At 58.6% G+C, this 15773-nt stretch carries 15 protein-coding genes; 10 read left to right on the top strand and 5 right to left on the bottom strand.

Annotated elements, in window-relative coordinates:
- The 4 genes from AC07XF_RS24795 to AC07XF_RS24780 all read left to right on the top strand — a co-directional run.
- Positions 1 to 197: hypothetical protein (locus tag AC07XF_RS24795; protein WP_495028583.1), on the top strand; the 197-nt coding region annotated here is incomplete at its 5' end.
- Between the two features lie 112 nt (positions 198 to 309).
- Complete coding sequence (locus tag AC07XF_RS24790) at positions 310 to 573, top strand: DUF2790 domain-containing protein (RefSeq protein ID WP_495028582.1); 264 nt, start codon at positions 310 to 312, stop codon at positions 571 to 573.
- A gap of 189 nt (positions 574 to 762) precedes the next feature.
- Positions 763 to 1038 (top strand): hypothetical protein, encoded by a 276-nt coding sequence (locus tag AC07XF_RS24785; RefSeq protein ID WP_495028581.1) that lies wholly within the window; start codon positions 763 to 765, stop codon positions 1036 to 1038.
- Between the two features lie 526 nt (positions 1039 to 1564).
- Positions 1565 to 2812, top strand: coding sequence for a ribonucleotide-diphosphate reductase subunit beta (locus AC07XF_RS24780; RefSeq protein WP_007992761.1), 1248 nt, complete (start codon positions 1565 to 1567; stop codon positions 2810 to 2812).
- A 146-nt stretch (positions 2813 to 2958) separates the two neighbouring features.
- Here the strand turns inward: AC07XF_RS24780 and AC07XF_RS24775 are convergent, their stop codons facing one another.
- The 3 genes from AC07XF_RS24775 to AC07XF_RS24765 all read right to left on the bottom strand — a co-directional run bounded on the left by AC07XF_RS24775 (position 2959) and on the right by AC07XF_RS24765 (position 9421).
- A complete protein-coding gene (locus AC07XF_RS24775; RefSeq protein ID WP_495028580.1) occupies positions 2959 to 3780 on the bottom strand; it encodes an HNH endonuclease in 822 nt (273 codons plus the stop codon).
- Between the two features lie 217 nt (positions 3781 to 3997).
- Positions 3998 to 7501, bottom strand: a complete 3504-nt coding sequence (locus AC07XF_RS24770; protein ID WP_495028579.1) for an alkaline phosphatase family protein — start codon at positions 7499 to 7501, stop codon at positions 3998 to 4000.
- Between the two features lie 153 nt (positions 7502 to 7654).
- Positions 7655 to 9421 (bottom strand): SulP family inorganic anion transporter, encoded by a 1767-nt coding sequence (locus tag AC07XF_RS24765; RefSeq protein WP_495028578.1) that lies wholly within the window; start codon positions 9419 to 9421, stop codon positions 7655 to 7657.
- A 263-nt stretch (positions 9422 to 9684) separates the two neighbouring features.
- Between AC07XF_RS24765 and AC07XF_RS24760 the strand changes: the two genes are divergently transcribed.
- Complete coding sequence (locus tag AC07XF_RS24760; protein ID WP_495028577.1) at positions 9685 to 10650, top strand: hypothetical protein; 966 nt, start codon at positions 9685 to 9687, stop codon at positions 10648 to 10650.
- 119 nt (positions 10651 to 10769) lie between these two features.
- On the top strand, positions 10770 to 11087 hold the full coding sequence (locus AC07XF_RS24755; RefSeq protein WP_007998876.1) for a helix-turn-helix domain-containing protein: 318 nt from the start codon (positions 10770 to 10772) through the stop codon (positions 11085 to 11087).
- Between the two features lie 143 nt (positions 11088 to 11230).
- Here AC07XF_RS24755 and AC07XF_RS24750 read toward each other — a convergent pair whose 3' ends face one another.
- Complete coding sequence (locus tag AC07XF_RS24750) at positions 11231 to 12292, bottom strand: MBL fold metallo-hydrolase (protein WP_495028576.1); 1062 nt, start codon at positions 12290 to 12292, stop codon at positions 11231 to 11233.
- Positions 12293 to 12508: 216 nt separating this feature from the next.
- On the opposite strand from AC07XF_RS24750, the gene AC07XF_RS24745 reads away from it, so the two are divergent.
- Both AC07XF_RS24745 and AC07XF_RS24740 read left to right on the top strand, forming a co-directional pair.
- On the top strand, positions 12509 to 13120 hold the full coding sequence (locus tag AC07XF_RS24745) for a TetR/AcrR family transcriptional regulator (RefSeq protein WP_495028575.1): 612 nt from the start codon (positions 12509 to 12511) through the stop codon (positions 13118 to 13120).
- A 124-nt stretch (positions 13121 to 13244) separates the two neighbouring features.
- A complete protein-coding gene (locus AC07XF_RS24740; protein ID WP_495028574.1) occupies positions 13245 to 13778 on the top strand; it encodes a DUF1003 domain-containing protein in 534 nt (177 codons plus the stop codon).
- A gap of 6 nt (positions 13779 to 13784) precedes the next feature.
- Here the strand turns inward: AC07XF_RS24740 and AC07XF_RS24735 are convergent, their stop codons facing one another.
- Positions 13785 to 14726, bottom strand: a complete 942-nt coding sequence (locus tag AC07XF_RS24735) for a LysR family transcriptional regulator (RefSeq protein WP_495028573.1) — start codon at positions 14724 to 14726, stop codon at positions 13785 to 13787.
- Between the two features lie 15 nt (positions 14727 to 14741).
- Here AC07XF_RS24735 and AC07XF_RS24730 point away from each other — a divergent pair, with 15 nt between their 5' ends.
- On the top strand, positions 14742 to 15449 hold the full coding sequence (locus tag AC07XF_RS24730; RefSeq protein ID WP_495028572.1) for a CTP synthase C-terminal region-related (seleno)protein: 708 nt from the start codon (positions 14742 to 14744) through the stop codon (positions 15447 to 15449).
- Positions 15446 to 15769, top strand: coding sequence for an antibiotic biosynthesis monooxygenase family protein (locus AC07XF_RS24725; protein ID WP_495028571.1), 324 nt, complete (start codon positions 15446 to 15448; stop codon positions 15767 to 15769). Before AC07XF_RS24730 ends, AC07XF_RS24725 begins: the two co-directional genes overlap by 4 nt.
- Positions 15770 to 15773 lie beyond the last annotated feature (4 nt).

The following is a 15773-nucleotide window of genomic DNA, read 5'->3' as shown; positions in this document are numbered from 1 at the left end:
AACCTCCAAGTTGGCGAAATCATATCGCCCTTAAGAGGTGTCCGGAATTATTAGGCCAGTTCAAGCTCGCTCCTACAAAAGAAGAGGCTATTCAGGGATTGTTACAGGATCTGTCAAAAGTGTTTATCAAATCCACGGCTATATGGACGAAGCGTCGACGCCTAAAATCTGCCACGCCAACAAGGCAATCTGATTAACCAAGTTGCAGCCCCCACGAAGGCAGTTAATCAAACACTCTGGTACTGAAGCTCCACACGCAATCTCAAAAGGATTGCGTGCCCCCTTTCGACCTCTAAAAGGTAAATCCGAATGAAAGCTTTATTAGTTCTGGCCCTCGGCAGCATGAGCCTGACCGCCATGGCAGGCGAGGTCCCGACTGATGTCGCGCAGCAACAACCAGCAGTAGAGGAATACACTTACTCGATGAATCTGGACATCGCCAAAGTGATCTCCATGAGCGAAGCCCCGAACGTTTGTGAAGTTGTGCCGATGAAAATGGAATACGAAGATTCCTACGGTCAACGGCATATCCTGCGCTACAGCATGATGGGCAACGGTTGCTCTAACGGCTGACTCCCTGCTGCACCCCTCCCCCAAAAGGTTCGACCCACCCGCCGCTATCAGGCAGATGAAACACCGAACCTTAATAATCGATTTAGTCGATTATTTTAAGTATTTATTTGCACTTTTTAATCGAATTAGTCGGCGTAAAATCGATTGCAACCCAAGACAAACAACGCCCAAGAATCTGGAGCAATGACCATGAAAACCCAACTGATCCTCGCCCTGACCCTCTCCGTCCTGGCTGCCAACACCTTCGCCGCTGATGGTTACGACCGCACCGGCTCTGCTGCTTACACCAGCGAAGCGGCTGTCGCTTCCGACGGTTACGACCACACCGGTTCGGCGTCCTTCGCAGCCGATGGCGCAGACCACATTGGCGCCGGCAAACTCGCATCCGACGGCTCTGACCGCACTGGCGCCGCCCGCCTCGCCGCCGATGGTGCCGACCACATCGGTGCAGCTCGCCTGAGCTGATCCGCCAGCGTGACTTCATAGCCCGGCTTCGGTCGGGCTTAGTTGTGTCTGGAGCCTGAGAAAACCCCACCGAAACACAAGATGTAGTGAAAAAAGCCTTTTTTGGTTATTTATTGAACAAAAATAATCCAGGGCAAAAATTCAGAAAAAAAAATCTTCCCCCGCCAACATCGTTCAAAGCCCTGTAAACCCTCACTCTGACCGAAAAACGGTCGCCGTCGACCGATCCGTGAGCCATTTCGCCGCACCACAGCACGCAAAACTTCCCTATAATGCGGCCTTAAACGGGCCTGCAATATTCCCTTACAGGGATGAAAGCCAGTCTGAAGCCCCGCACAAGCGATCAAAGCTTGCTGCGCCCATCAGTGGCTCTCGGAACCCCGTACAAAATTCTGTTTGATGCCTGCGTATAGCTGCTGCAAAAAACGATTCCTTTAGATCCAACGCGGCCAGTAAGGCCGTGTGAAAAACCGACCTATCCATTTTCACACGGGCACACTGGCCCTCACGCAGGAGACGACACGTCATGCTGAGCTGGGACGAATTCGACAAAGAAGACACGGAAGTAGCAGTCAAGAGCGCCAACGCTGGCCACGCCACCGAAGCCAACATGGACCGTCTCGACAGCGCTGGCGGTGCCGCCGCCCTGGAAGCCCGTGCCGTGACCGCTTCTGACTCCGCCGCCGTTGCCCGCGCCAAAGCTGCCCTGGATTCCCTCGACGTCGCCGAAGGCCTCGCCGAACTCGAAGGCGCCTCCGCCCGTGTCGCCGTTGACGAAAAGCGCATGATCAACTGCCGCGCCGACCTCAACCAACTCGTGCCATTCAAGTACGACTGGGCCTGGCAGAAATACCTGGACGGCTGCGCAAACCACTGGATGCCGCAAGAAGTCAACATGACCGCCGACATCGCCCTCTGGAAAAACCCGGAAGGCCTGACCGACGACGAGCGCCGCATCGTGATGCGCAACCTCGGCTTCTTCTCCACTGCCGACTCCCTGGTTGCCAACAACCTGGTCCTGGCCGTGTATCGCCTGATCACCAACCCGGAATGCCGCCAGTACATCCTGCGCCAGGCCTTCGAAGAGGCGATCCACACCCACGCCTACCAGTACTGCATCGAATCCCTGGCCATGGATGAAGGTGAAATCTTCAACATGTACCACGAGATCCCGTCGGTCGCGAAAAAAGCCACCTGGGGCCTGAAATACACCCGTTCGATCTCCGATCCGAAGTTCGAAACCGGCACCGTCGAAACCGACAAAGAACTGCTGCGCAACCTGATCGCCTACTACTGCGTCCTGGAAGGCATCTTCTTCTACTGCGGCTTCACCCAGATCCTCTCCATGGGCCGCCGCAACAAAATGACCGGCGTCGCCGAGCAGTTCCAGTACATCCTGCGCGACGAATCCATGCACCTGAACTTCGGCATCGACGTGATCAACCAGATCAAAATCGAAAACCCGCACTTGTGGGATGCTGAAATGAAGGAAGAAGCTTCGCAGATGATTCTGCAGGGTACTCAGCTGGAGATCGAATACGCGCGTGACACCATGCCTCGTGGGGTGTTGGGCATGAATGCGGCGATGATGGAGGACTACCTGAAGTTCATTGCTAACCGTCGTCTTTCGCAGATCGGTTTGAAGGAAGAGTATCCAGGGACGACTAACCCGTTCCCTTGGATGAGCGAGATCATGGACTTGAAGAAGGAGAAGAACTTCTTTGAGACGCGGGTTATTGAGTATCAGACTGGTGGTGCACTTAGCTGGGATTGACTCTGGCTTTAGTTACTGCTTGGAAAAAGGTCGCCGAACGGCGACCTTTTTTTGAAGCTCGACGGTTCGTCTTAGAACTTCTTTTCTCCTGAGTGAATCCCGCCCCCCGCCTTCCTGGACACGCTGCAAAATCTTCCTCATACCACCTAACTATCTTGAACCAAATCGTCGAAAACCCACCGACCATGGATCATGCTTTTCAGTTGCTCGACACTCAGCAGCGTATCCGGCCTTCTATGAACCACCGAGTGGCAGTTTGCGCAGAGTGTAATCAGGTCGGTCGCTGGATCGACTGCCTGATCCTCTTCATATTCGGAAATGGGTTTCACGTGGTGCACATGGATAAAGCCTTTTGCATGCTCGCCATACGCTTTTTCGAAATCAAAACTACAGGCTTTGCATCTGAGCCCATGAATAGCTATTGCTTGTCGCCGAAGTTTTGGACAGCGCTCATATTTCACACCGAAATATGTGATTTTTTTCCCTTCGGTACCGATGATCCTAGTTTCAAAGTCCTGCGCACCACCGGTTAGGCTGGGATCGTCGACTTGATCCGACTTCAGCACCGCATGGGCATAAATGCTGTCAAATACGGTTTGATCAATCGCCCGAACACCGTTACGCCAGTAATTATCCTTTTGCTTTAGAGGAATCTGCTCCAGATACTTTTCATCTACTTTGATCGGGACCGCAAATTCAAAGGGTTCAAAGCCATCAATGACTGCAAACAAGTCACCTTTTGTGCTGTTCTTGTCTGCATGCACTTTCCCGATTCGAGCAACCCCAAAATAATGAGGTTGAGCGCTCAAGCGCCGATCCGAAAAGTCCTTATTTTTCATTTTTCCTTTGTAATACAGCACCGCGGTTCCTTCGGTAAGAATCGCTCTGTACTGCTTCGGAAAGTGGTAAAGGTCACCTGTTTCATCGGCCCACTTCGATTCATCATTTTCGACAATGACAGCTGGCATCCATTCATCCTCTTCGCGGAAGATGAAGCCTACCAAATTAAGAGAAAATTCCTACACGACCAGCGAAAGAATCCTATGTACGGGCGATCTGACCAAGATCGCAACCTGCGGCAGCACCTACACCGACCGCCCTCCGTGAAATCGAGGTTCTACGCAAATCCGAAGGAGCTGCCACAAGCTGCGATCTTTTGGGATTTGGCATTGGAGCAAACTCAACTCACCTCCCCAACCCACTAATCCGCCACGGACAAACCGCCGCCCTAACCCCACTCGGCCCAACAATCTCCGGTGTCTGCCCCAACGACCTCGCACTCAACACACTCCCCACCCGCTCTATCAATTGATCAAACCCCAACGTCGCATCCTCCTGATGCAATTTGCGCAGTTGTTCGACCAGGGCATAAGTGAAGGCGCCGTAGCTGTTCGACCCCACCTCATACTCGTTGGCCTTTTCGTTCTCCCGCGCGGCATAGAGCATCAGGGGCATGTAGGGGCCGTGGTGGCCATAGAGTTTGCCTTGGCGCTGCAGTTGGGCTTTTTTCTCGGGGCGCAGGCCGGTGGCGGCGCCTTGGGTGGTGCGGGTGCGGGTGAGGCCGCGGGTTTTGTTGTCTTGTTCGCTGAAGTCGCGGCGGTCGGCGTCGACGGCGTAGACGCGGCGGTCCCAGTCGCCGGCGTAGGGGTCCCAGCGCAGCATGCGGTGGCGGATGTCGCTGGGTGGGGTGATGCCGCGCACGCGGCCGTTGCCACGGGTCATGCCGCCGGCGTAGCAGCAGTCGAACATGACGGTGAGTTTGGCGCCGTGGCCGTCCGGGTCGAATGGCAGGTGGCTGTAGAACTGGCGGAACAGTTTGTCGGTGAAGTGGGTGCTTTCGTCGTCCCAGTCGAAATCGTGGAGCACCAGGGTTTCGTCCATGCAGTCGGCTTCGCCGCTGCTGCTGTAGACCGGCAACTGGGTGCCGTGGCCGGAGTAGAACAACACGCGCTCGTCGCCGGCGCGGGCGCCTTCCACCAGCCATTCGAGGCGCTCGACGAAGTTGGCCCGGGTCGCTCGGGCGTCGTGCAGCAAGCGGATGTCGCCGGCGTCGTAGCCGCTTTCCTGGAGCATGCGGCTGATGAGGTAGGTGTCGTTGATACAGCCGTCGAGGCGTGCGCTCGGGTCGGGGTAATCGTTGATGCCGACCACCAGGGCGCGGCGTTTGCGTTGGCCGCTGCGGGACAGGAACGCCGGCACTTCCAGCGCGCGTGCGGCCACCACGTCGCGGGCCAGTTGTGGCCAGAGGCTGGTCTGGCTGGTGGGTGACGACAAGTAGGCCTGGGCGGCGTGATTGAGGTCGAGCAGGTCATCGCGCAGCGGCACGCTGAACTCGGTTTGCAGGTCGACCCGCGCCGAATCCGGCGAGGTGATCGGCCGGGTCAGCAAGCCGTCGTTGGGATTGTAGAGGTGGAACCAACGGCGGATGCCTCGGCCGTTTTCGCTCAGGCGCAGGACCCGCCCGCCCCACACTTCGCGCATCACCAGTGGCAGTGCAATCGGTGAGCCGAAGCTGACGAACACGCGGCCATCGATGCGCTTGAGTGCCGAACCTTTTTTCGCTACCGACCGGCGCAGGGCGTCGTAGCCGATCAGGCTGCCCAGGCCTTGGGCGAAGATGATCTGCGGATTGAATGCCTCGATCTTCGCCAGCAGATGTTGAGTCAACTCAGTGCGCAACTCGGCGTCTTCGATCCATTGCACGATGGCGCCCACCGTGGTGCGCAGCATCTGATTGACCGGCAGGCCCCAACTGCCGAAATTCTCGTCGGCCTTGCCCCCGGCGTCGGCCCTCAGCATCGCCAGGCCCCGGGTGATTTGGGCGAAATCCGGCCCTTCCTTGAGTTGCTCATCGAAGCACAGAAACTCGATGTCCTGGTCATCGATGGGGCGACCGTTCTGAGCCAGTTGATTGCGGATCAATGTGCGCCATTGCTCCTGCCAGTTTGTATCAATGCCGCCCTGCCCTTTGTCGGTCGGCGTGAAACCGACACCGGGCAGGCACAGGACGCGCAGCCGCGTTGGTGTGACTTCCGCCCCTGGTTCTGCCAAGGCTTTACTGGCAGGTGCCGCAACCGGCGGAACCGCTTGCCCTTGGGCGGTGACCATCAAATCCTGCAAGCGCCGCAGTTTCGCCTCCAGGCTGTCCGCACTGGGCGCGGCAGGCGTGAGCGCGGCCTGAGCCGGATCAGCCAAGGCACGGCTGCGATTGCCGAGAAAACCGCTGACCCATTGGGCGCTGCTCTTCCAGATCTGCTCTGGATCGAGGCCGTCAAGGTAACCGGTGGCGCTGTCCACCACCTGCCGACTTTGGGTCGCCAGTTCGGATTCGATCAATGGCAACCCGGCGCGACTTGGCACCAAAGTGGCCGCCAACTTTGGCGCAGCCGTTACGCCCGGTGCCGCGCGCCAGATGGGCGCATTGCCGAAGTGCTGCGCCGCGAACACCCGTGGGCCGAGGGCACTGCGTGGCAATTTGAAGTGATCGCAAAGAAACGCCAGCAGGCTGGTGTGATCGTAATGCTGCGCCTGGACGTTGCCCGTCCAGGGAATCAAACCTGGCTTGAGCCACGGCGAAGCGAGGATCGCTGGAACACGAACGCCAAGACGGGTGAAGGGATTTTTCCATGGGACATCGGCCGTTGAACCGGTCGCCACGCAAGTCGGTGGCACCACGTGGTCATGGAAACCGCCATGTTCGTCGTACAGCAGCACGAACAGGGTTTTATTCCAGACAGCGGTATTGGCCGACAAAGCATTGAACACCTCACCGACAAACTGATCGCCAAAGCGCAGGTCCTCCGGTGGATGATGCGACACGTTTGGCCCGAGTTTACCGTTGAGCAGGCCATAGCTCGGCTCGATCCAGGACAGTTCGGGGAGTTTGTTACCGGCGACGTCCGACTTGAAATCATCGATGCTCAGGTGCTGCAAACCACCCTTGACCAGCGCCGCCAGCGGAACCGCACCGTCGGAATAAATGCGCGCGTCGTGGCCGTTGTTGCGCAGCAGCGAAAAAATACTCTCGCCGCCGAACTGTGCGATCAGGCTTTTGATACCGGCCAGTACCGTGCCGGTCGAGGGCATCAGCAAGTGGCCATTGCAACTGCCGAGCATGGCAAAAAAACGGTTCGGCCAGGTCGGGCCTGGCACCGAAGAAAACCAGCGGTCGCACACGGTGAAATTGCGCGCCAGCCCGTGGATGGCCGGCAGCGTATCGTCGGCCGGCGTGGCGCCGAACGGGATGTAGTTCATCGCCCGTTGGGCCATGGATTGCGACCAGGTTTTGTACACCTTCAGGTCCGTGCGGGCCTTGTCGTAGGCGTCCTGGGCAAAACCATCGAGCTTGGGGTTGGCCGGGCTGGTCTTGAACGAGACGCCCAGTTGTTTCTCTACGTTGACGAACTCGTGGCCAAGGTCGAAACCCTCACTGTTGCTCGGTGGTAGCGCCGGAGGCAAAGGGGGCGGCGGCGCCCACAAGCTGTAGTTTTCCGGGAACTCCGACGCTTGGGTGATCACCGTCGAATTGCCATTGGCCAGCTTCAGCGGATTACTGCTGGGCGCGTTACGGTTGATACCGTCACACGCAGGGTTGATACGGGTGTAATCCCCCAGCAAATGATCGAATGATCGGTTTTCCATCATCAACACGACAACGTGCTCAATCCCGGCGGGCCAGTTGTTCGGCATGGTGCGTTCCTTGCTGTGAAGTCTCGATTTCGACCTCTCGGGTTTTACCGCAATCAAGGCTTGGATGGCTGGACAAAATATGAGGCATGCGGCGATTCGATCTGCCAGACAACGCTAGTCAGGCGATGGGGGCTTGTCCAATGGCGGGAGCACCTATCCTTTCACCCAATCCACCGAATACATCGCCACATAACTATCCACCGCCGTCCCAATCGTCGGAAAAAACGCCGTCTCCCCCAAACGCGCAAACAACCCGAACCGCTTGAGTTTGTCCTTGACCGGATCCTTCATCTCGGCAAAGCACAACTCGATACCCGCCGCGTGCAGGGTGTCGTCCAGTTCGGCCAGCATGTCGGCGGAGGTCACGTCGACGCTGGTGACCGGCTCTGCGGCGACCACCAGCCAGCGCACGGGTGTGGGCGATGCCGCCACGGCGTCCAGCACTCGGTCATGGAACAGCTCGGCGTTGGCGAAAAACAACGGTGCGTCCCAGCGAAACAGGACCAGGCCGGGGATCAAGCGCGCGTCGGGGTAGCGTTTGATGTCGTGGTAGCCCTTGACCCCGTCGGCGCGTCCCAATACCGCGGAGTACGGGCGCCAGCCGTCCCAGAGGAATTCGATGATCGCAATCACGATGGCCAGGCCGATGCCCTCGATCGCGCCGAACACGGCGACGCCGACCGTACAGACAATCGATAGCCAGCATTCCCAGCGCTGGATGCGATAGATCCGCCGCAGGTCGGTGATTTCGATCAGACCAATGGCCGATGCAATCACGACTGCCGCCAGTGCGCTGGACGGTAGATGTTGCAGCAGGTCCGGCGCCATCACCAGCAACAAGGCAACCGCCAGTGCGCCGACGACGCCGGTCATTTGGGTCTTGGCTCCGGCGGCCTCGGCCACGGGCGTACGTGACGAACTGCTGCTGATCGGGAAGCCCTGGAAAAAACCGGCAGCCAGGTTGGCGATGCCGAGGCCCACCATTTCCTGGTTCGGGTTGACGTAGGTTCGGGTCCGGGCCGCATAAACACGGGATAGCACGCTGGTGTCGGCGAACGAGACGAGTGCGACGGCGCACCCGCCGATCATCACCGGGACGATGTCGGCGGTGGTGATCCAGGGGATGGCGAATCCGGGCAAGCCTTGGGGGAGCGAACCGAGGACCGACACACCGGCGCGTGTCGCAAGGTCGAGGACACCCACGGCGACCGTCGCGCCAACCACAGCGATCAGGATGCCCGGCAGTCGCGGCCATCTTTTGAGTAGCAGGATCACCGCCAGGGTGAGCCCGCCTACCGTGAAGGTGATCCAGTTGACCTTTCCCTCCATCACCGCCGAGGCGATGGCCCATATGTTTCTCAATGGACCGCCAGACTCAATTGAAAAACCGAACAGCTTGGGCAGTTGGCTGATCAATACAGTCAGAGCGATGCCGTTCATGTAGCCGTAGCGGATCGGTTTGGACAGCAGCTCGGTGATAAAGCCCAGGCGCGCCATACCGGCCAGGATGCACACCGCTCCCGAGACGATTGCCATCATCCCCGCCAGGGCGACGGCACGCTGCGGGTCGCCGCCGGAGAGTGGAATGATGACGGCCAGGATGACGGCCACCAGGGAGGAATCCGGCCCCATCACCAGAATCCGGCTGGGGCCGAACATGGCATAGAACAACAGCGGAACGATGGTCGCGTAGAGGCCGTAAATGCCGGGTACGCCCGATGCCACCGCGTAGGCGATACCGACAGGCACCAGCATCGTGGTCAGCACCAGGCCGGCCACGATGTCGTAACGCAACCATGCCAATTGGTATTCGCGCAGCATACCCAGTCCCGGTAGCCAGCGGCGCCAACCGGTCTGTTCATCCCGGCGGGCTATCCGGCCCGGCTCCGGGAGGGGGGGCGAAGCATCTGAATGGCTCATAAACCGCCCTCGTTGATGTAATGCTGTTGATATAAAAATTTTGTAGGAGCGAGCTTGCTCGCGATGGACTCAAGAGCGCCGCGTTTAGTCAGTAAACACGCTGCATCGTTAACGACCATCGCGAGCAAGCTCGCTCCTACAGTGGAGCATTCCCTCGTTGATGGGCTGTGCAGGCTTGGCGATATCGAGGTGATCTGAGTGTAGCTATTGCTTCGAATGCGCCATCACTGGAAGCTGTTCACCTAAAGGACTTGGAAGCCGACATGAAATTCGACCTCGCCTACTGCCTCAGCCTCAACGACAAGTTGTCGATCTACGACGTTCGGGATCTGAATTTCGACGAGACGATGAATTTCGACTCCGCCAGGGAACACTTCCAGTGCCCCAACGATGCCTGTCGCCTGGCGTTCGATGCGGCCAATGAGCTGGGCACGTTCAACGCGAAGAATGTGAATTACGTGCGCACACCGCACTTCAAGAATTTGCCGAGTACGCGGCATGTCGAGGGCTGCCCTTATGTCAGCTTGAAGACGCCGGCGTCGGGTGTGGGTGAGGCGGAAACGGATGACAGCCGCGAGGAACATTTCCCGTCGGAATTGTTACTGACTCGACGTGAATATGTGCGTAAGCCGTCCAGCCCGAAGGTCGCGGCGGATGGGGTGCGTGATGAGGGGCTAACGCCGTCGGTGGCAGGCAATGTCGAGCAACCGGGCAGGGAATCGGCACCGGACAAGACCAGCATCTTTGCCCACCCGGTGGAATGCTTTGTATCAAACTTCGACGACAAGGACTTGCTCAAGCGCGTACCGCTGAAGATTGGCGAGCACACCGCGCCCTATGGCTCGTTTTTCAAGAAGATCGAATACCTGCAGGACAACAAGGGGCTGATTTACTGGGGCAAGGTCAAGGAGATCAAGGACTACACCCAGAGTTTTCGCATCGACTTCGAGAAGAAGGTCTGGTTCGAAAAGAGGCCTTACTCGGTCAATGTTTACCTGAGCAAAAAGCTCATCGACAGCTACCGCAAACGCAAGGCGTTCCTCGAGGAGATCAAGCACGCCATCGAGAGCGGGCGGGAGTTGTACTGCTTCTTTTATGGCGTGACGCCCGAGTTGAAGCAGGTGCCGAGCAAGAAAAACCCCGAGCAGACGTTCGGGGTATTCAGCGCCAACATCGAGAATCTGGATCACTTTATCGTGCGGGAAGCGCCGGGGTTGGCGGACAAGTAAGTGCAGTGCCGTTCGTCTACCTGAAAAGACAAATCAAAAAATGCGTTTGATCCGGGCCCAAAACAACTGTACAAAAACACAGTATATTTTGATCAACACTCTCGAGCCCGGAGAACACCATGGCCTCTCAAGCGATGAAAATCACCCTGGAACGTATCGCCCTCTTCCAATTCACCCCGGCCCACTGCGCCCAGGCCCGAGCGATGCTGGGCTGGAGTGTGGAAGAGCTGTCGCGGGAGTCCCGAGTCTCGGTGGATGCCATTCAACGCTTCGAGGCACGCCAGGAGGTGCTGGATGTCACCCGCCTGGCATTAGCCTATCGGTTCGAATCGGAAGGGTTGGTGTTCTTCCCCGGGTTTGCGCCGGGTCGAGGGATGAATGTGAAAGGGTCGACGCCGAATCCGGTGGGGCGGGCGGATTTTGCGATGGTGGAGTGAGCCAACTCACCGATTGACGATAAATGGCCGCCTGTAGGAGCGAGCTTGCTCGCGATGGACTAAAGGGCAACCTGTTTAGTCAGGAAATGCGCGTTATCGTTAACGTCCATCGCGAGCAAGCTCGCTCCTACAAGCCCATTACTCTACGCGTTATGAGCTACCACCCGTTCACTCTCCCCTTCCACCGCTAACCACCACGCACCGCCACGCTGCGGGTGCATCAAGTTGAACGCCTCTCCCATCTGCGGAGTGGTGATCGATACGTTGCGCTCCCAGGCCAGGGCCAGGATGCGGTCGAAGGGTTCGTACCAGGCGTGCATCGACAGGTCGAAGGTGCCGTTGTGGATCGGCAGTAGCCAGCGGCCCTTGAGGTCGATATGGGCTTGCAGGGTTTGTTCAGGCTGCATGTGCACGTGCGGCCAGTCGACGTTGTAGGCGCCGGTTTCCATGAGGGTCAGGTCGAATGGGCCGTACTGTTCGCCGATGCGTTTGAAGCCGTCGAAGTAGCCGCTGTCGCCGCTGAAGAAGATGCGTGTATCGCCGTCGATCATCACCCACGAGGCCCAGAGGGTGCTGTTGCTGTCGAACAGGCCACGGCCGGAGAAGTGCTGCGACGGGGTGGCGATGAACCGGATGCCATCGACTTCCGTGCCTTGCCACCAATCCAGTTGGCGGACTTTGCTGGCGTCGATGCCCCACTTGATCAGGGTGTCGCCTACACCGAGTGGTGTAAGGAAGTATTTGGTCTTGTCCGCGAGCTTCAGCACGGCCTGATGATCCAGGTGGTCGTAGTGGTCGTGGGACAGGATCACCGCTTCAATCGGTGGCAATTCTTCCAGGCTGATCGGTGGCTGGTGGAAACGCTTGGGGCCGGCCCATTGCACCGGGGAGGCACGCTCGGCGAAGACCGGGTCGGTGATCCAGAACTTGCCGCGCAGCTTGAGCAACACCGTGGAGTGGCCCAGGCGATAGACGCTGTGATTCGGCGCTGCGATCAGCGCGGCTTGCGTCAGGGCTTGCACCGGAACGGGCGCGCTCGGGCGGGTGTTTTGCGGTTTGTGGAACAGCGCGTTCCACAGGATGCCCATGGTTTTGCCAAAGCTCAAACGTTGAACCGGCGTGAAGTTCTGATACTGCCCTTGAGCCTGTCGGGACGCTTCAGGTGTGGAGACGTAATCCGCCGGGGAGGAAGTTGAATTGGCCATGACTGAATGACTCCAGAAAAACCGCGTTTGACGCGATTCTCCGTTTTGGGACGATAAATGGCCAAGGCACGCACGCATCAGCCGGACTTTCTATTCTTTACCGGGCAGGGTTAACAAAACATTACACTGCACAGTGTAGTTTCTAGGTTGCATCAAAGTCGATGACAAGTAAACTGCTGAGTGTAATTCTCCCCCACTTCCTGCCGAAGCGTACTTATGACAGCTCCACAGCGCCTCACCGACCGAAAACGCCAAGCGATCATTCAAGCCGCGATCAACGAGTTCCGTGACAACGGGTTCGAGATCACCAGCATGGACAAGATTGCGGCCACTGCCGGCGTGTCGAAGCGCACGGTGTACAACCACTTCCCCAGCAAGGAAGAGTTGTTCACCGAAATTCTCAATCAATTATGGATCCGGGTGACGGCAGAACAGGAAACGGCCTACCGTCCCGACTTGCCGTTGCGCGACCAATTGCGCGTATTGCTGATGGCCAAGCTGCAAATGTTGGGTGATGACAATTTTCTCGATCTGGCTCGGGTGGCGATAGCGGCGACGATTCATTCCCCGGAACGGGCGCAGAACATGGTGGCCCGAATGGGCGAACGCGAAGAAGGGCTGACGGTGTGGATTCGTGCCGCTCAGGCCGATGGTCGGTTGAAAGCCATTGCCCCTGAGTTTGCGGCCCAACAGGTGCACGGGCTGCTCAAGTCTTTTGCCTTCTGGCCGCAGATTTCCATGGGCAAGCCTGGCTTGTCGCCCGAAGAACAACACCAGGTAGCTGAATCCGCGCTGGACATGTTTCTGGCCTGCTATCAGTTGCAATAAATGACAAGGTCAACGGCGATGTCGAAGGATTGATAGCTCTGATTTGAATGGCACATGTGTTTCAGAATGAAACCGACACTGAGGCTATAGTGAGCCTCAGTCCCAGCGCCAGACAGAGAACATCATGACCACCACCAGCCACGAAACCACCGCCCACGTTGATCACCTGCGTTTCCATCGCCCTCATGCCCACCTGGCGCCGACCTTTGGCAATGACAAGTTTGCCCTGCGCGCCGAAGCCTTTGCGCGGTTCTTCGGCACACCGACTTTTCTTGGCGCACAAACGCTGATCGTGGTGGTCTGGGTGTGCCTCAATCTGTCCGGTGTCACCCACTTCGATGCGTACCCGTTCATCCTGCTCAACCTGGCTTTCAGCCTGCAATCGGCCTATGCCGCGCCATTGATTCTGTTGGCCCAGACTCGTCAGGCCGCGCGGGACAAAGCCCAATCCGATGCCGATGCACAGCACCGCGAAGCGCTGGCGACCGCCAACAGTGAGCGGCAGGCAGAAGCCGCGAAAAACAGCGCGCAACTGCTGGAGCTGCTTGAACAGAACACCCGCCTCACGGAGATGACCAAGGCCCTCACCGAGCACATCGAAAACCTGACCACGGAAATGCATCAACACTTCGTGCGCAAGGATGAGCCACAGGCCTGAGCGCTTTCACGGCAGTTTCAGCGCCCGCCCCAACTCATCGAACAACGTGACCACCGAGCGCAAGGCGCGGCAGTCGGGACGGGTCAGCAGCCACAGCGCGGTGTCGTATCCGTGCAACGGCTCGCCCAGCGGCTGTAATCCGTCGCCAATCAAAAAGTCCGGCAACGCCGCTACACCCAGCCCCGCCCTCACCAGCTCGGTCACCGAAAGCATGCTGTTGCAGCGATAGCCCGGCGTTACGCCCGGCAAGGCCTGGCGACGCCAGGTAACGGTCGGGTGATCCGGCAGGAAGTCATCCGGGGCGATCCAGGTCAATGAGGCCAGGTCAGTGGTATTGACCGATTGCAGATACCGCTCGCTGGCACACACGCGGTAGGCAATATCCGCCAGCCGCCGTCCCACCAAATGCTCCGGTGGCGTGCGGGTCAGGCGCAGGGCGATATCGGCGTCCCGACGGCTGAGGTTGGCAAAATCATTGGACGTGCTGAGTTCGAGCGTCAGCGCCGGATAGTTCGGCATGAACTGCGCCAACGCCGGCAACAGCAATTCTTGCAGGACCGAATCGGTACAGGTCAGGCGCACGATGCCGCTGATCACTTCACCGCCCTGCTCCACACCGATGCGCGCCGCTTCCAACGCCTGCTCAGCGCGCTCAGCCTGCTCGGCCAGCGACTGCGCGAGGGTGGTGGGCAGGTAACCGGCGCGGCTTTTCTCGAACAATTGCTGACCCAGCGCAGCCTCCAGCCGGCGCACTGCTCGAAACACCGTCGAGACGTCCACCTTCAACAGCTGCGCGGCCCGGGCCAGGGAGCCGCCGCGCACCAGGGCGAGGATCAGGGCCAGGTCCGGGTAGTCCAGTCGATAGTGCGTCGCTGCATTGATCACTTGGGAAAACGCCAATATTGAGTGCGTGAACGCCAATCTATAGTGGGCCTCAGGAATCAACAAGTGCAGAGGCCCCTCATGGAAACCAGTCCGACTCGCATCGCCCTGATCGGCGACTACGATCCACAAGTCACCGCCCATCGGGCCATTCCCATCGCCCTCGACATGATCGCCGGACACACTGGCCTGAACCTGCAATGGCAATGGCTGGCCACCGATGAAATCCACGCCGAGTCACCGCTGCACACATTCGATGGTTTCTGGTGTGTACCGGCCAGCCCATATCGAAATATGGACGGTGCATTGTTGGCGATTCGCTTTGCCCGCGAACAACGGCGACCTTTCCTCGGCACCTGCGGTGGTTTTCAACACGCTGTGCTGGAATATGCGCGCAATGTGCTGGGCTGGTCGGATGCGGAACACGGCGAGACAGCGCCCAACGCAGCGCGAGCGCTGCTGACGCCACTGTCGTGCGCGCTGGTGGAAGCGGTCGATACGATTCATTTGCTTAAGGGTTCGTTGATCGCCGAGGCGTACGAAACCGCCGAGATTCGTGAAGGCTATCGCTGTCGTTACGGTGTGAATCCGCAATTCGAGAGGGAGTTGCTCAAGCGGGAACTTCACGCCGTCGGCCACGATTCGGGGCAAGAACTGCGCGCGGTCGAACTCCGTGGTCATCCGTTCTTTGTCGCGACCTTGTTCCAGCCCGAGCGGGCGGCGCTCAAGGGCGTCTTGCCGCCGTTGGTGAGCGCCTTTGTCGAAGCCTGTGCGGGGCGCTCGTCATGATCGCCGATACACCAGCGGCGCCTTACTACGCGGTGATCTTCACCTCGGTGCGCACCGACGGTGATCAGGGTTATGCCGAAGCGGCTGCGCGAATGCTGGAGCTGGCCCGTGAACAGCCGGGGTTTCTCGGGGTCGAGTCGGCGCGGGGCGATGATGGACTTGGGATTACGGTGTCGTACTGGGCCAGTGAAGCGGCGATTCTTGCTTGGAAGCATCATCCTGAGCATACGGCCATCCGCGAGCGTGGGCGCTCGACCTGGTATGCGCGGTGTCATACGCGGGTGTGCCGGATTGAGCGGGCCTACGGGTTCAGCCTGTAAATGA

Source organism: Pseudomonas sp. GW821-FHT01C01, assembly GCF_059422645.1.
Note: the sequence above shows the minus strand (reverse complement) of the source record. Positions and strands in the feature narration are given on the sequence as shown.

Excerpts from the sequence above, each read along its gene's own strand:
- AC07XF_RS24775 (WP_495028580.1), bottom strand. The coding sequence starts at position 3,780 with ATGCCAGCTGTCATTGTCGAAAATGATGAATCGAAGTGGGCCGATGAA.
- AC07XF_RS24760 (WP_495028577.1), top strand. The coding sequence starts at position 9,685 with ATGAAATTCGACCTCGCCTACTGCCTCAGCCTCAACGACAAGTTGTCG.
- AC07XF_RS24730 (WP_495028572.1), top strand. The coding sequence starts at position 14,742 with ATGGAAACCAGTCCGACTCGCATCGCCCTGATCGGCGACTACGATCCA.
- AC07XF_RS24740 (WP_495028574.1), top strand. The coding sequence starts at position 13,245 with ATGACCACCACCAGCCACGAAACCACCGCCCACGTTGATCACCTGCGT.
- AC07XF_RS24770 (WP_495028579.1), bottom strand. The coding sequence starts at position 7,501 with ATGCCGAACAACTGGCCCGCCGGGATTGAGCACGTTGTCGTGTTGATG.
- AC07XF_RS24780 (WP_007992761.1), top strand. The coding sequence starts at position 1,565 with ATGCTGAGCTGGGACGAATTCGACAAAGAAGACACGGAAGTAGCAGTC.
- AC07XF_RS24745 (WP_495028575.1), top strand. The coding sequence starts at position 12,509 with ATGACAGCTCCACAGCGCCTCACCGACCGAAAACGCCAAGCGATCATT.
- AC07XF_RS24725 (WP_495028571.1), top strand. The coding sequence starts at position 15,446 with ATGATCGCCGATACACCAGCGGCGCCTTACTACGCGGTGATCTTCACC.
- AC07XF_RS24755 (WP_007998876.1), top strand. The coding sequence starts at position 10,770 with ATGGCCTCTCAAGCGATGAAAATCACCCTGGAACGTATCGCCCTCTTC.
- AC07XF_RS24765 (WP_495028578.1), bottom strand. The coding sequence starts at position 9,421 with ATGAGCCATTCAGATGCTTCGCCCCCCCTCCCGGAGCCGGGCCGGATA.
- AC07XF_RS24790 (WP_495028582.1), top strand. The coding sequence starts at position 310 with ATGAAAGCTTTATTAGTTCTGGCCCTCGGCAGCATGAGCCTGACCGCC.
- AC07XF_RS24750 (WP_495028576.1), bottom strand. The coding sequence starts at position 12,292 with ATGGCCAATTCAACTTCCTCCCCGGCGGATTACGTCTCCACACCTGAA.
- AC07XF_RS24785 (WP_495028581.1), top strand. The coding sequence starts at position 763 with ATGAAAACCCAACTGATCCTCGCCCTGACCCTCTCCGTCCTGGCTGCC.